Consider the following 14,970-nt stretch of genomic DNA (forward strand, 5'->3'; position numbering starts at 1 on the left):
ACAACTCAGCACTTTGAGTTAACCAGCCTTAACCGAAGTTAAGTGGCGGAATGGACGGGACTCGAACCCGCGACCCCCTGCGTGACAGGCAGGTATTCTAACCAACTGAACTACCACTCCGTATTACGGTTCTGACATCATCGCCGTAACGAGGTGCGCATTTTAAATACTTTCCCTGTGTTGTCAAACATTTGCGTTAAAAAAATGGCTCTTTTTTTGATTTGATTAACACTTGATCAACTCTGCTTAATATTCAACCAGCGCTAAGGCATTGATCCTTTAACTGTTATCAGCCAGCGCTGATATGTGGAATATTCAAACAGCTATTCGCAAACGTTCGCAGCCTCGCTACACTGCCTCTAAACCACGCAACTTTAATGAAATGCCCGTTATGAATGATCACATGTTATCCCCTTTTATAGAGCAATGGATAGCGACCAACGACCCGCTGCCTACGATTCAGTATCAAAATGAGTGGCCCTCTCCTTGCGTTAAAGCTGATAACCCACAAGAAAACGATATCGTCAGCTGGCAGCCAGTCCCTCAATCAACACAAACTGACATGTTTGATCGGCTAAGCAATGCGCTTGAAATCGAAGTCCATCCAGCGATTGTGGAGTTTTACTCGGGTTATTGGTCGGATCCGCTCGCCGCACAATCGCAAGAGGGAGAACTCGTGCTGCTTCAAGCATGGAGCCCTGAAGATATGGAACGCCTGCGCAGTAACTTAATTGGCCATGCATTAGCAAAGCGAAAAATGAAGCATCCTTTGACCTTCTTCTTTGCTTGCACCGAACCTGATGACGGTATTCTGAGTATTGCGAACGACGATGGCAGCGTTTGGCTTGAATACCCTGGCAAACGCCCAACTCGTCAAATAGAGGAGAGTTTGCCAGCCTTCATCCAGCGTTTATTACCACGCCCATCAGCGTAGTGCTTACCACCCGACACAAAATGATAGCAGGCGGCTAATCTGGCAATATGGCCGCCCATTGGATTGCTCATGCCACGTGTTAAACGCTGATTGCACTTTAGCTAAATCACGTTTTGATGTTGGTGGCTTGTCGATAATATCTTGGGCTTTCAATGCAGCGATCACATCGTCTGTCAGAATAAATGTATCCTTACCCACCATCCTCAAAAAGTAAGCCCCTGACTTCCCGCCAAGTTGTGCGCCGTGCTTTTTGAGGTGCGCCCAAAGCCCCACCAAATCATCTTCTGGCCACTGAGCAATCCAGTTCGCAAAGCTTCCATGCGTTGCTTGTATCTCGGTAATGAAGTAGGCATTAGCACGCGTTGCTTTGATCTTGCCCCAGTGCCTAATGATTTGATCGTTTTGCATCAACCGCTCGAGCTGCTCGTCACTCATTAGCGCAACTTTTTGCGGATCGAACCCCCAAAAAGCTTTTTCAAAAGCAGGCCATTTCTGATCGACAACAGAATGCTTCAACCCCGCTCGAAAGATCCGCAAGGACATTGCCGAAAACATTGTGCTATCGGGGACTTGGCTCAACTCACCTCGCTCAAGGCAATTCGGCAACAGCGATTCTATCACCGGGCCTTTGTGCGCTGCCGCGTGCTCATAGATCCATTGAAAGGACTTCACACATCCTCCGCTTCAAAATTAAGTGACGCCGAATTCACGCAATAACGTAAGCCCGTTGGCGCGGGGCCATCTGTAAAAACATGCCCTAGATGCGCGTCGCAATGGCTGCACGTAATCTCTGTGCGAGCCATACCGAAACTACGATCAAACTTCTCGTTGATATGCTGTTTACTGTGAGGCGCATAGAAACTTGGCCAGCCGCTGCCAGAATCATACTTCGTTGCCGAGTCAAAGAGTGGCGTGCCGCAGCACGTGCAGCGATAAACACCAGCCTCTTTGTGATGATAATACTCACCAGTAAAAGGGCGTTCTGTGCCACCCTCGCGGCATATCGCGTACTGCTCCGGTGACAGCTCTTCGCGCCACTGCGCTTCACTTTTAGTGACTTTCGATTCGTTTGCCATCTTTATCTACCTCTGCGCTATGTGCTTGTTTTTGTGACCACAAGAACGCCGAAACGACTCCCATTAAGTAGAGTTCTCATCAAATCCTAAACGGCGTATGATAGGTTCCCTTTTTAAAAATGCTACCGTGGTGTCAATTACTCGGCACACGGATTACGGGATAAAACGCATGTCTGTTTTTCGCAAGTCCAATAAGCTGATCAACGTCTGTTACGATATTCGCGGCCCCGTTCTTCAAGAAGCCAAACGCCTTGAAGAGGAAGGCAACCGCATTCTCAAACTTAACATTGGCAATCCCGCCCCATGGGGCCTAGAGGCCCCGGAAGAGATTGTCCAAGACGTTATTCGCAACCTACCCGCCTCACAGGGTTATTGCGATTCGAAAGGCTTATTTTCGGCCCGTAAAGCAGTGATGCAAGAGTCGCAAAAAAGCGGAATTCGCAACGTAACGGTTGAAGATATCTACATCGGCAACGGCTCTTCTGAGCTCATCGTGATGGCGATGCAGGGTCTCCTGAACGACAACGATGAGGTGCTCATTCCATCTCCTGACTATCCACTCTGGACAGCCGCTGTCAGCCTAGCTGGCGGTAACCCAGTGCATTACGTATGCGACGAAGAATCGGATTGGATGCCCGATATCGAGGATATGCGCAGCAAAATCACTGAGCATACGCGCGGTATCGTGGTGATCAACCCAAATAACCCCACAGGCGCGGTCTATTCGGAAGCGGTACTCAAGCAAATTGTTGAGCTTGCGCTCGAGCATGATCTGATCATATTTGCTGATGAGATCTACGACAAAATTTTATACGACCAAGCACAGCACATATCACTCGCATCGCTATCAGATGAAGTGCTCTGTTTAACGTTTAATGGCCTTGCTAAAGCCTATCGTGCCGCAGGCTTTCGTGCTGGCTGGATGATCGTCAGTGGACCTAAGCACCGGGCTCGCGACTACATTGAAGGGCTCGATATGCTAAGCAGTATGCGCTTGTGCTCGAACGTCCCCTCACAACACGCCATACAAACAGCACTTGGTGGTTATCAGAGTATTAATGAGCTTATCGTTCCAGAGGGCCGGCTGTATGAGCAACGGGAACTTGCATGGCGTTTGCTAACGCAGATACCTGGTGTTTCTTGCGTGAAGCCGAAGGGCGCGATGTATCTGTTCCCGAAACTTGACCCAACGGTCTACCCAATCAAGAACGATGAAAAGATGGCCTTAGACCTGCTTCAACAGCAAAAGGTACTGATCGTCCAAGGCAGTGGATTCAACATGCCAGATACTCAGCATTTCCGCATTGTTTTCCTACCACGCGTCGACGAATTGGAAGACGCGGTGCAGCGTATCGCCGATTTCTTAAAAACCTACCAACAATAACCACTTCGGGAGCAACAACCCTGTTGCTCCTAATCCTCGCCTTTTTGTCAAAAAGTTGTCATATTTATGCAATAAAGTACTCCTCACCGACAACGTAGTGGACACAGCAATGTTTATTAAGATCAAGAAAAACTGCGGTATTTACATGGAGCACAACGGCCTAGAGAAGCAACATCTCGTGCCGGTTACCTCTAACTTTCTTATCAACCTAGATCAGGTCGCAGAGATCTCTTTCTACACAATCAAAGAGAAGAAAAAGCGCTACGACCTAGAGGGCCACGAGTTTGACGTTCAGCCGCACACTCGCGTCATTCATTTGCAGATGTCCTACACCTATGCGATGACTAAAGAGAGTATCAATGGGACTAAAGGTCGCTTGATAGAGCGCAGCTACTACAAGTTGTACTTTATGCCGGAAGAGATGGGTCAATATGCCGAGTTGCGCCAAAAAATTGAGGACCGTGTATTAAACCTGTGACCTGAGTAATTATTTCGTACAACAAAAGGGCTGATAACAACCCTTTTGTTTGCGATTTCACAAACCTGCTCTACGCTGATTAATAAACCTATCGAATATCGGTGTATTGTAGGAGATCACATGGAAATTAAGGACTTACTCGCGCAAACCAGTAAACTGCCGAACGTCCCCGAAGTCGTTCGTGAGCTTATTCAAGCGCTCAACCAACCTAATGCCGACTACTCCGAAATAGCACAGAAAGTCAGCAAGGATCAGACGCTATCACTCAAAATTTTACGCCTTGTAAACTCTGCCCACTTTGGCCTTTCAAGAAAAGTCTCTTCCATTGATGAAGCAACCGTCATGCTCGGAATGGAAAAGCTAAAAACATTGGTTATCGCCTCTGGCTTTGCGAACTCAACGGGTGATGTTGAAGGTTTAGACATCAAGAGCTTCTGGTCCGAGTCGTTCCGTGTTGCAACACTCGCAAAATGGCTCGCCGAGCAAACAGATAAGGTTGAGGCAGACAAAGCTTTCACCGCTGGCGTCATTCATAATATCGGCCGCTTACTCCTGCACTTGGCTCAGCCAAACCGCGCTCAAGCTATCCAAACTCTGATCGAAGAGTCCGGCGTTAGCCGCTCCGAGGCAGAACGCGAGCGCCTAGGCTTCGCAACTCAAGATGCGGGTAAAGAGCTACTTGATATGTGGAAGTTCCCTGAAGAGCTCGGTATCGCTGTACAGCAACACAAAAAGCCGCTCACCTTCCAAGAAACGCAAGCACTGAGCTGTGTTATCAACATCGCCTGCTACTTGAACGCCGCTATCCGCGACCAGAAAGATGAGGAGGCCGTCATCGAAGGCTTCCCTACTGAAGTTGCGATCAATGCAGGTTTGCCAGCAGATATCGTCGACAAGCTACCAGAAGCCCTAACGATCGAATCGGGCTTAGACAGCCTAGCTGCTTAAACTAAGTGTGACTTAGGCACTGTTTCATAGACGCCATCAGTGCGTAGGCATCATCTAAAGCTCGATGCTTACGCACCTCCGCCTTTGCCACAATGCGATAGTAGATCAACTGTTCTGGGCGCAGAACAGCATCCAACCCCGCCAATTTAAAAGCAGGGTTCATCCGGGCTGCATCAAACAGCCGTCTCATCCAGAAATAGTCAAATTCAAGTGCATCGCAAATAACTGTGCACCCCGCTAGCCGCGCATTCAGCCGTGAACATGCTTCCCGCACGGATAAACCAGACACTAACGACTCTCGCGGAATATTGTGAATAGACTGGGCTTTTTCGTCCCAATCGTTCCACTGCTCGACCTCGTTAGGATTAATCAAGAAGGTATCATGCTCATCAGAGCCGCTGTCTGCCCAGGCTATCTCAATTGGGTAGGAGCGCGGCCCCAAACCACTTGCCTCAATATCCAAGCAAATAAACGTATCTTTACTCACTACTGCGGTACACCATAGCCTTTACGCCTTTACCGGCTTGTTTTTCAGGGAAATCGACTTGCTCAGGAAGCGACTCTACATACGAGAAAGTTGGGCATTCACTGGCCATAATTTGGCGCAGAAACGTCTCATCATGGGATGGGTCATTATGACAAAGCAATACATCTCCCCCTTGGGCACACAGTCGATCGAGGCGTTGAACAAGACGACGATAATCTTTCTCTGCAATAAAGCTTCCCGGCTGGAAGCTGGGCGGATCTATAATCACGAGATCGTAAGGCCCGGAGCGGCCGATCTTTCCCCATGATTTGAATATATTGTAGGGTAAAAATGTAACTTTCGAGGTATCCAAATCATTCATCCGGTGATTCGTTCGACCACGTGTCAACGCCCCCTTACTCATATCCACATTCACCACATGCTCCGCATGGTTGGCAATTGCCACCACGGAAAACGCACACGTATAAGAAAATAGATTAAGTACTCGTTTGCCCTCTGCATGTGCAGCGACCCACTCACGGCCTTTACGCATATCCAAAAAGAGCCCAGAGTTTTGTGTTTGCGTCACATCCAGTGAGTACGCAAGCCCCAGCTCTTTTGCGTGGAGCGTAGCGGGCAGCTCACCATACAGGACTACGTTTTGTAGCGTGTTACCCACTCCTCTCCTCTGCAGCACGATACAATCCACCTCAGGCAGACGCTCTAAAGATTCAGCTAGGCTGCGCAGACTTTCGTCTGGGAACAGGTCATAGAGGCGAATCACCGCCACCGGAGCGAACCAGTCAACCACCAGCGATTCAAAACCTGCAAAGCACCCTCCTCTGCCGTGAAACAGCCGGCGCGACTCACCTTGAGCAAGTGCGAGTTGGGACGTAATTGAATCCAGAACCTGTTGCACCGAGCACCCTCTCAAAAAAAGCCACACATTATAGAGAGCTAAAGATGCGCCGACTAGTTCCTCAATCAGCTAACTCTGTACCGTCGTGGGTAGCGCATGATAACTGCTGAAAAAAGCTAGGCGGCTAGACTCAAACGGGCCAAATATTTTCATCTTTTACATGAAACTTTTGACCTGAATCTATATCTAGGCCATTAGATATTAATAACTATGGAACCAAGAACCATGCGAATCCTTCTGTTTCTCGCGACTAACCTTGCGGTTATCCTCGTCGCGTCCCTCGTACTTAACCTTCTGGGTGTGGGCAGTTATGTCTCATCTGCTGGTTTGAACATGACATCGTTGCTGATTTTCTGTGCTGTGTTTGGCTTTGTCGGATCATTTATTTCGCTATTTATGTCGAAATGGATGGCCAAACGCTCCACCGGTACTCAGATCATCACAGAGCCCCGTACCACAGAAGAGAAGTGGCTGGTCGATACCGTTGCCGAGTTATCTCAGCAAGCAGGTATCAAAATGCCGGAAGTTGGGATCTTCCCATCCCACCAGTCCAACGCTTTCGCAACCGGCTGGAATAAAAACGACGCATTGGTTGCTGTCAGCTCAGGCTTGCTCGAGCGTTTTCGTCCAGAGGAAGCCCGCGCGGTCATGGCCCACGAAATCGGCCACGTTGCAAATGGCGACATGGTAACGCTAGCCTTGATACAAGGTGTTGTGAATACCTTCGTCATGTTCTTCGCGCGCATCGCAGCCTATGCCGTGGATAGTTTCCTCAAAAATGATGAGGATGACAGCGCCGCAGGCGAAGGCATTGGTTATTACATCACCGTATTCGTGTTTGAGATGCTGTTCGGTATCATCGCGTCTATGATCGTCGCTTGGTTCTCACGCCGCCGCGAATACAAAGCGGATGAAGCGGGTGCCATGTTTGCCAGCACACCTGGCATGATTGGCGCATTGCAGCGTTTGAAAGCCGAGCAAGGGATGCCTGATGAGCTACAAGGCCAACTGCAAGCCTTCGGCATTAGCAGCCACATCAAGCAGGGTTTTATGGAGCTGTTCTCCTCTCACCCACCCCTTGATGATCGCATCGCGGCGTTGCAAAACCGCGCACAATAAGCTTCACGTGAAAAGGCGCCTAAGGCGCCTTTTTTTCTGTCTCATCTAAAATGGCGAATGAGATACAAGAGGCAAAAATGACGATAATAATGGCAACAGGTAAGCTTGCAACTAGCCCAATCGTAACGAGCGCGATAAACCAAAGAAGTGATACAAAGCGATAACGCCGCTTGTAAGCCGCAGTGAACTGTCGACGATAAAAATGATAGGGATCAGGAGAGCGGTCGTGTGCCCAATCGGGCAACCAAGTACGCCACAACAACATTAGGAACAGCTTCATAAATACCCCACCTCCCTCTTCAGGTTAGGCGGGGTGACGTTTAAATGCAATGCTGCCTGATTACTGTTTAACAGGCTCGCGCATAGTAACAAACTCTTCAGCTGCCGTTGGATGGATGCCGATAGTTGAGTCAAATACCGCCTTGGTAGCGCCCGCTTTAAGCGCTATACCAATACCCTGAATGATCTCACCGGCGTCAGGCCCCACCATGTGAACGCCCAGCACCTTATCTGTGGCTTTATCCACGATCATCTTCATCAGCGTCCGCTCTTCACTGCCTGAGATGGTATGCTTCATCGCCCGGAACTCACTACGATAGATATCGATATCATGGTTTTGCGCACGCGCTTGCTCTTCTGTCAGACCAACTGTGCCGATATTTGGTTGGCAGAATACCGCTGTTGGTATCAGGTTGTAGTCGACGTTTATATCTTGGCCTTGATAGAGGTGCTTCACCAACGCCATACCTTCTGCAAGCGCAACCGGCGTTAGCTGTATACGATCGATGACATCACCGACCGCATAAACGGACGGCACATTCGTCTGGAAGGTGTCATTTACAATGATTGCGCCATTGGCTTGCTGCTCGATGCCCAGATTCTCCAGGCCCAGCCCTTCAACGCGAGGCACACGCCCTGTCGCGTACATAACGCAGTCTGCATCAATTGTGGAGCCATCAGTGAGTGATACTCGCAGAGAACCATCAGCCTGCTTTTCCACCGCCTCAACGTTAACACTGAACTTTAGATCCACACCCTTTTTTGCCACTTCGGCGGCTGTAAACTCACGCACGTCATTATCAAAGCCACGCAGGAACATATCACCACGGTAGATCAACGACGTTTGAGCACCTAAGCCTGCAAAAATCCCAGCAAACTCGACGGCGATATAGCCACCACCAACCACAACAGCGCGCTTGGGAAACTCATCCAAGTAGAACACTTCGTTAGAGGAGATAATATGCTCTTTGCCTGGGATATCCGGGACAAACGGCCAACCTCCTACAGCCACAAGAATGCGTTCAGCGGTGTAGGTACTATCACCTACCTTAACGGTGTGCTCATCAACTAATGAGCCATGACCTTCGATCAACGTGCAACCCGAATTCACTAACAGGTTGCGATAGATACCGTTTAAGCGCTGAATCTCTGCGTTCTTGTTGTCACGCAGCGTTGGCCAATCGAAGGACGTACCCTCTACATTCCAACCAAAACCTTTTGCATCGTGAAAATCTTCACCGTAGTGAGAGGCATATACGAATAGCTTTTTAGGTACACAGCCCACGTTGACGCACGTACCACCTAGATATTTATCTTCAGTGATACCAACCTTTACGCCCATAGCCGCTGCCATTCGCGCAGCACGAACACCACCGGAACCGGCACCAATTACAAAGAGATCAAAATCGTATGCTGACACCTGTCTCACTCCATTATCCAATAGTAATGGATGAACTGTAGCGCCTTGGCGCACAACTTACCAATCAAACGTTTTTAACAACGCCATAGAAAATGACTATCGGCTTCGCGATAAACTTGGGGTAACTTTTTGATACACTCAGCAGTCATTAGAAACAGCATAGTGGTCGGTAGAAAAATGAAAGTTATCTCTTTTAACATTAACGGCTTACGCGCACGACCTCATCAGTTGGCCGCGTTGATCGAAAAGCATCAACCTGATGTTATCGGTTTACAAGAAACCAAAGTAGACGATCCACAGTTCCCCTTAGAGATGGTGGAAGCGCTCGGTTACCACGTTGAGTTCCATGGACAGAAAAGCCACTACGGCGTTGCGTTGCTGTCTAAACAGCCGCCGCTGAGCATTCAAAAGGGGTTTACGACAGATGACGAAGACGCTCAACGCCGCCTGATTATTGGCGAATACCAATCACCTGCAGGAAACCGCATCACGGTGATTAACGGCTACTTCCCCCAAGGCGAGAACATCGCGCACGAAACCAAATTTCCAGCAAAAGAGAAGTTCTACGCCGATCTACAAAGTCACCTTGAGCATAATCATCAACCTGATGATCTGCTCATCGTGATGGGTGATATCAATATCTCACCTGAAGATATCGACATCGGTATTGGTGAGCCAAACAGAAAGCGTTGGTTAAAAACCGGTAAAACGAGCTTCCAACCTATCGAAAGAGAGTGGCTAGCGCGCTTGAAAGGTTGGGGCCTAGAAGATAGCTATCGCCGTTTACACCCGACCGTAGATGATCGCTTTAGCTGGTTCGACTACCGCAGCCGAGGCTTCGAAGCTGAACCAAAACGCGGCCTGCGTATTGACGTTATCTTAGCGACTGCACCTTTAGTAGGCCACTGCAGCGATGCGGGCATTGACTACGAACTGCGTGGTATGGAAAAGCCGTCAGATCACGCCCCAATCTGGGCACAGTTTCAGGCGTGATTAGATAAACAAAAAGAGCGGCAATTTAGTTGTCGCTCTCTTGCGGCTGAGACTCCGGCACAATCAGTAAATCCGCCGTTATTTGATCGATCACACGCTCAATTGAACTGCCAGTCAGCAAACGATCGAAAAAGTCGTGATCGACCGCTCCCATGACGACAACGTCGATATGCTCGTTTGCCACCACCTCCGGCAGCTTGGTATGCACATCGCCCTCTTCCAAATGAATGACCGCAGAGTTGACTCGCTCTTCATCAACAAGCTGTTGAAGCGCTTCGGTATGCTGCTCCCGCACCTTCAAGCGTAAGCCATCGTAGTCAGTTGTCAGGTGCTCATCAAAAATCGCTGATTGGGGAATCGCATTAAAGCTATGGATGACATGCAGCTCACCAACCAATAGGTCAACCATACTTTTCGCAGCGTCAAGGATCAGGTGGTCAAGCTGAGCTGGCGAATTACACTCTAAAAACGGCTCCACCGCAGCGGCAACCCGTGGATGCGCACTCCATGACTCGGCCCCCACTAGCATCAAGGGTACAGAGGTGTTCGATATCAGGCGCCAATCTCCCTGATTGAGTAGATATTCACCCAGATAGTGATTGCTCTTTGGGGCAAGAATAAGGTCAGCTGCATGGTGCCCGGCCTGCTTGACAACGCGATCGGCCAGCTCTGAATCCCAACACAAATCATAGGAGACAGATGCACCTGTTTCCCCTAGCTGTTTTGCATACTTTGCTAGATCGTTTTCGCGCTTTTTCATATAGCTGGCAATGGCGGTTTGCTCAGCGTCTTTATCCAGTAAATAGCTATTTCTCAGCGGCCGCGAGTAGCAACAAGCGAACAACGCGATCTCAACGCCCGCTGACGCGAGCAGCAACAATTTAGCTGTAAAACTATCTGAAATATCTTCGGGGTCTAGATGGACCAGAACTTTACGAATCTGCATAACGACCTCCAGCCACTAATTTATAGCAACACGATCTTGCCTAGATATCTATAGCTAGCCATTTGAGTTCGTCTTAAGTCAAGAGGAAATCTTTACTTTAGAAATATCTTATATATTATATTAGAAAAATCTTAAATGGAGTCTATTTATGTCCCTCAATGCTGCTCTTCGCTTGATGGCCGGCACGGTTATCGTTGCCAGCCTTGCACTGGCCGTTTATGTGAACTTTAACTGGTTGCTCTTAACTGCGTTTGTTGGCTTCAATTTACTGCAGTCCGCATTTACTGGCTGGTGCCCAGCGATCACCGCTTTCCAAAAAATGGGGTTAAAGCAAGAGCCAAAGCCTGACCAAGGTATGAGCGTTAACCAGGGTGTACATATCATTGCCGGCGCTATCGTATTGGCAACTTCAGGTGCCGTATTTCTCGAGTTTGCACCTTTTCAGCTACTTATCGTGACAGGAATCGTGGGCTTAAGTTTGGTTCAGTCAGCGTTCTCAGGCTGGTGCCCGGCGATCACAATCGCGCGATTAATGGGTTTTAAGTCAGCTAACTAACACGCAATGGTTTAAGTTATAAACTTATTCCAATTTTCCCTCATAATTGGGGAGGTTCGCGCCAATTGAGAACAAAAAGCAGATCTCGTAAAATAAGTTACAATTTGTAATGATAGATAACAAACTATAAAACTAAAGCGTTAGGAGATCGAATTGGCAGACGCAAATGACCCCAAACTGAGTGCTGAAACTTTAGAGATGATGAAGGAAAATGCTTCTCAGGCAGCCAAACTTATGAAGGCGTTAGGGAATGAAAGCCGTTTGCTCATATTGTGTTATCTAGATGGCAAAGAGCTATCTGTAACACAACTCAACAGCTGTCTGGATCTGAGCCAATCTGCACTCTCGCAGCATTTGGCGGTTCTACGGAAAGATGGACTCGTGCAGACTCGTCGAGAATCGCAAACAATTTACTACTCCCTAGCGGGAGATACCGCGAAGCGTATCATCCATACGCTGCACGAGCTTTATTGTCCTTCGATGTAAAGCATCCAGAAAAAGGCGCCGTTCAGGCGCCTTTTTTATTACTAATTAGCTAAACAGGTTTAACTCTGTAAACGCGTAATCTGCCAGTCCTCGGTCGGCTCATTCAGTAGCATCTTCATCTCCACGACCTCCTCTTCCATGTTAAAGCTGTTTTTAAAGCCAAGCTTTTGCGCCAGACCCTGCATACCTTTATTCGATGGAAGAGTTGACCCTTCAATCATCAGCGTTCCGCGAGCTTTGCAGTAGGCGACCACTTTGCTCATCAAAATCACACCTAACCCCTCTCCCTGCAAGTCATCCCGAATCACCACCGAAAACTCGCTACGGATATTGTCTGGATCAGTGACTGCGCGCACAACCCCCAGCGTTTCCGGACCTTTACCGTCTAATCTCGGCGCCGACACGATAAAAGCCATCTCACGGTCATAATCGATTTGGGTCCAACTCGCGAGCTCTTGATGAGTGGGCACTCCGCGGCTATAGAAGTAGCGCATCCGGATCGACTCAGGGCTCAGCTGATTGTAAAAAGCTAAGTGGTTCGGCTCATCTTCGCCGCGAATCGGTCGTATTACCGCAGGCCTTCCAGAACGTTTTAGCGTGATGTTTTCAGCCAAGTCGCCGGGATAGGGCGATATCGCCAAGCGCGAAGGTTCAGGAGATATCGAAACCGCCGCGTCAACGGCAAGAATCCCTTGCTTGTTGAGCAGCAGCGGGTTAATTTCCAAAGACTCAAGGTGCGGTAGATCAACGATCATCTCCGATAACTTAACGATCACCTCGGAAAGCTGGTCAACGTCGCGCTCGAGTTGGTAGCTATGCTCCATCAAGATTCGGTAGATACGTGAACCTTTTACCATCTCGCGCGCAAGCGCCATATTGATAGGCGGTAGCATCAATTTTCGGTCTGCCAAAACATCAACAGTGTAGCCACCAGCACCAAATACGAGCAACGGCCCAAACGTACGGTCTCGAGTAAAGCCGACATTCACCTGCATCGATTGAAAGCCGCGCTTCATCTGCTGAATACAGAACCCCATGCTGGCATCGTCGCCAAAGCGCTCACTTACTCGGTACGCTAATCGGGTGGCTGCGTGGCGCACCTCATCACGCGAAAAGATATCTAGTGCCAAATCATGCCAGCGCTGCCCAGACTTCTCATCATAGTTGAAGGGCTGCGCGTTCTCTTGATGGAGAGCTTTAATCGCGACAGCTTCACCGATATCCTCAGCACATTGCACAACCGAGTCGATGTCAGCGGCATAACGTGTCGGCTGTACTGGAATATCGTATTGGTCCAGTAGGTCGAAAACCTCGCGATGCGTTAAGTAGTTGCGTTTATCATCTAACGCTTGTGTCACGATCTGCCGAGAACTGAGATGGTTCGGGGTATTCTGCTCGATATACGTCGCAGGGGTCTGGCGCATGACCTCTTGGTTTTTCCGGTAGTCCACCATATGTAAAAAGGCATCTACCGCCTCTTCAGGGGTGATAAATGTCGCGATATTCGCATTATTACAATGATTGCGCGCGTCGATCGCCGTTGCGCGCCCCATCCAGCAGGTTAAGAAATTACGTGGTGACTTACGCGCAACGGCAACCAACGCATCAGCTGTTTCGACTGAGGGAGCTAAACGCGTGGGCGCATGGATCGATAGCACCGCATCAACCGCCTTATCTTTAATCAGAATCGCCGCAGCTTGCGCGAAACGCTCTGGAGTGGCATCTGCATTCAGATCAACGGGGTTCAAGCCATTCCAGTTACTGTTTGGCATGATCTCACGTAACGCTGCAACCGTTGCCTCACTGAGCGGCGCCAACTGACCACCTTGGCGAATTAAACGATCCGTCGCCAGCGCGTTCGGCCCGGAGCCGTTGCACAGCAAAGCGATGCGCTCACCGCGCAGTGGCTTCATACGAGATAATGTTTCAAGAGCATGAAATAGCTCATCGGATGTTGTAACTCGTACCACACCGGCACGCCGCAGTGCAGCGTTATATACCGTGTTTTCATCAGGGATACCCGGTGCAGGCGCGGGCTTAGCAACGGTTACATCATCCGACTTTAACACCAGCACCAGCTTATTTCGCGATGCTGCACGCAGCGCTGAGATAAAGTTTCTCGATGACCCTATCACATGGTCTATCTGCAACAGAATCGAATGTGTATATGGATCTTGAGCTACATAATCGATCACCGAAGGCAGATCGACGTCACCGCCCTCGCCTAACGTTAAGAAGTGGGAAAACCCGATGCCTTGTCCCGCAGCCCAGTCGATCATCGCGGTACCTAGAAGCCCAGATTGACCTATGTAAGCCACTTTCCCTTTCGTGATATTGATATGTGAGTAACTGGCATTCATATTTGAACCCGGTACCAGCATACCCATGCAATCTGGCCCCATGATACGAATGCCGTAAGGACGTGCAGCCTCTTTCACCTCCTCCGCCAAAGCCTCAGCGCTGCGACTACCGGCTAGCGATAGACCTCCCGTCAAAATCAAAGCGGCTTTGACTAAGTTAGCACCGAGTTTTCTGACAATATCCGCCACCGCCTCAGGGGGGGCGCAGATAATTGCTAAGTCAGGCATTTCTGGAAGTTCAGCGACCCCACGGTAACAACTTACACCATAAACGGCATCATACCCTTCAGGGTTGACTGCCATTAAAGTCCCAGGGAAATTTGAATCAATCAGGTTCTGGATTACGATCCCCCCCATGCTCTCGGCTTTTTCCGATGCACCAAACACAGCAATTGAACGAGGTTTGAAAAAGCGCTTAAGGTATTTCGTTGACACGGAAACCACCTAAATACAATTGAAGAGTTAAAGGGAAAAGACACGTGCTGCGGTATACATAGTAGCCAAATCGATACTTACAGCTCAGAAGAAAGATAGCATCGTTATCAATATATTGCACTGCAACAAAGCAAGCCAAATGACCCAGAGCAAAAGAGTTATACGACCAAA

At 49.1% G+C, this 14,970-nt stretch carries 16 protein-coding genes and 1 tRNA gene; 8 read left to right on the plus strand and 9 right to left on the minus strand.

The annotated features are described in order from the left end of the window. Positions 1 to 43: 43 nt before the first annotated feature. Positions 44 to 120: transfer RNA gene (locus E4L36_RS11850), tRNA-Asp, on the minus strand. 271 nt (positions 121 to 391) lie between these two features. On the opposite strand from E4L36_RS11850, the gene syd reads away from it, so the two are divergent. Further along, on the plus strand, positions 392 to 934 hold the full coding sequence (gene syd, locus E4L36_RS11855; RefSeq protein WP_169051534.1) for a SecY-interacting protein: 543 nt from the start codon (positions 392 to 394) through the stop codon (positions 932 to 934). A gap of 3 nt (positions 935 to 937) precedes the next feature. Here the strand turns inward: syd and E4L36_RS11860 are convergent, their stop codons facing one another. Together E4L36_RS11860 and msrB are read right to left on the minus strand one after the other, a co-directional pair. Continuing rightward, positions 938 to 1,606 carry a DNA-3-methyladenine glycosylase I gene (locus tag E4L36_RS11860; RefSeq protein WP_206064548.1) on the minus strand — a complete coding sequence of 223 codons (669 nt, stop codon included), beginning with the start codon at positions 1,604 to 1,606 and terminating at the stop codon, positions 938 to 940. Further along, positions 1,603 to 2,010 carry a peptide-methionine (R)-S-oxide reductase MsrB gene (msrB, locus tag E4L36_RS11865; protein WP_127692582.1) on the minus strand — a complete coding sequence of 136 codons (408 nt, stop codon included), beginning with the start codon at positions 2,008 to 2,010 and terminating at the stop codon, positions 1,603 to 1,605. Before msrB ends, E4L36_RS11860 begins: the two co-directional genes overlap by 4 nt. Positions 2,011 to 2,179: 169 nt before the next feature. Here msrB and E4L36_RS11870 point away from each other — a divergent pair, with 169 nt between their 5' ends. The 3 genes from E4L36_RS11870 (at position 2,180) to E4L36_RS11880 (ending at position 4,820) form a co-directional block, all read left to right on the plus strand. Further along, on the plus strand, positions 2,180 to 3,394 hold the full coding sequence (locus E4L36_RS11870; protein ID WP_136680790.1) for a pyridoxal phosphate-dependent aminotransferase: 1,215 nt from the start codon (positions 2,180 to 2,182) through the stop codon (positions 3,392 to 3,394). Between the two features lie 109 nt (positions 3,395 to 3,503). After that, complete coding sequence (locus E4L36_RS11875) at positions 3,504 to 3,872, plus strand: hypothetical protein (RefSeq protein ID WP_127692580.1); 369 nt, start codon at positions 3,504 to 3,506, stop codon at positions 3,870 to 3,872. A 120-nt stretch (positions 3,873 to 3,992) separates the two neighbouring features. Next, positions 3,993 to 4,820, plus strand: a complete 828-nt coding sequence (locus tag E4L36_RS11880; protein ID WP_136680791.1) for an HDOD domain-containing protein — start codon at positions 3,993 to 3,995, stop codon at positions 4,818 to 4,820. A gap of 1 nt (position 4,821) precedes the next feature. Here E4L36_RS11880 and E4L36_RS11885 read toward each other — a convergent pair whose 3' ends face one another. Together E4L36_RS11885 and E4L36_RS11890 are read right to left on the minus strand one after the other, a co-directional pair. Continuing rightward, positions 4,822 to 5,307 carry an exonuclease domain-containing protein gene (locus E4L36_RS11885; RefSeq protein ID WP_240770718.1) on the minus strand — a complete coding sequence of 162 codons (486 nt, stop codon included), beginning with the start codon at positions 5,305 to 5,307 and terminating at the stop codon, positions 4,822 to 4,824. Next, positions 5,300 to 6,205 (minus strand): class I SAM-dependent methyltransferase, encoded by a 906-nt coding sequence (locus E4L36_RS11890; protein WP_136680792.1) that lies wholly within the window; start codon positions 6,203 to 6,205, stop codon positions 5,300 to 5,302. The genes E4L36_RS11885 and E4L36_RS11890 overlap by 8 nt, the downstream gene beginning before the upstream one ends. A gap of 225 nt (positions 6,206 to 6,430) precedes the next feature. Here E4L36_RS11890 and htpX point away from each other — a divergent pair, with 225 nt between their 5' ends. Beyond that, positions 6,431 to 7,324 (plus strand): protease HtpX, encoded by an 894-nt coding sequence (htpX, locus tag E4L36_RS11895; RefSeq protein ID WP_136680793.1) that lies wholly within the window; start codon positions 6,431 to 6,433, stop codon positions 7,322 to 7,324. A gap of 19 nt (positions 7,325 to 7,343) precedes the next feature. On the opposite strand, the gene E4L36_RS11900 is transcribed toward htpX, so the two are convergent. Further along, a complete protein-coding gene (locus tag E4L36_RS11900; protein WP_136680794.1) occupies positions 7,344 to 7,604 on the minus strand; it encodes a hypothetical protein in 261 nt (86 codons plus the stop codon). A 60-nt stretch (positions 7,605 to 7,664) separates the two neighbouring features. Beyond that, entirely contained in the window at positions 7,665 to 9,023 is a 1,359-nt protein-coding gene (gorA, locus tag E4L36_RS11905) for a glutathione-disulfide reductase (RefSeq protein WP_136680795.1), read from the minus strand. A 177-nt stretch (positions 9,024 to 9,200) separates the two neighbouring features. Here gorA and xthA point away from each other — a divergent pair, with 177 nt between their 5' ends. Next, positions 9,201 to 10,016, plus strand: coding sequence for an exodeoxyribonuclease III (gene xthA / locus E4L36_RS11910; RefSeq protein WP_136680796.1), 816 nt, complete (start codon positions 9,201 to 9,203; stop codon positions 10,014 to 10,016). Positions 10,017 to 10,041: 25 nt separating this feature from the next. On the opposite strand, the gene E4L36_RS11915 is transcribed toward xthA, so the two are convergent. Next, positions 10,042 to 10,962: a universal stress protein gene (locus tag E4L36_RS11915; RefSeq protein WP_136680797.1), complete on the minus strand. Its 921-nt coding sequence runs from the start codon at positions 10,960 to 10,962 to the stop codon at positions 10,042 to 10,044. Positions 10,963 to 11,110: 148 nt separating this feature from the next. On the opposite strand from E4L36_RS11915, the gene E4L36_RS11920 reads away from it, so the two are divergent. Further along, complete coding sequence (locus E4L36_RS11920; protein WP_136680798.1) at positions 11,111 to 11,518, plus strand: DUF2892 domain-containing protein; 408 nt, start codon at positions 11,111 to 11,113, stop codon at positions 11,516 to 11,518. 201 nt (positions 11,519 to 11,719) lie between these two features. After that, on the plus strand, positions 11,720 to 12,004 hold the full coding sequence (locus E4L36_RS11925) for a metalloregulator ArsR/SmtB family transcription factor (RefSeq protein WP_240656913.1): 285 nt from the start codon (positions 11,720 to 11,722) through the stop codon (positions 12,002 to 12,004). 59 nt (positions 12,005 to 12,063) lie between these two features. On the opposite strand, the gene E4L36_RS11930 is transcribed toward E4L36_RS11925, so the two are convergent. Beyond that, positions 12,064 to 14,799 carry a bifunctional acetate--CoA ligase family protein/GNAT family N-acetyltransferase gene (locus E4L36_RS11930; protein WP_136680799.1) on the minus strand — a complete coding sequence of 912 codons (2,736 nt, stop codon included), beginning with the start codon at positions 14,797 to 14,799 and terminating at the stop codon, positions 12,064 to 12,066. Positions 14,800 to 14,970 lie beyond the last annotated feature (171 nt).

Source organism: Neptunomonas sp. XY-337 (assembly GCF_004959845.1).
Lineage (GTDB): Bacteria > Pseudomonadota > Gammaproteobacteria > Pseudomonadales > Balneatricaceae > Neptunomonas > Neptunomonas marina.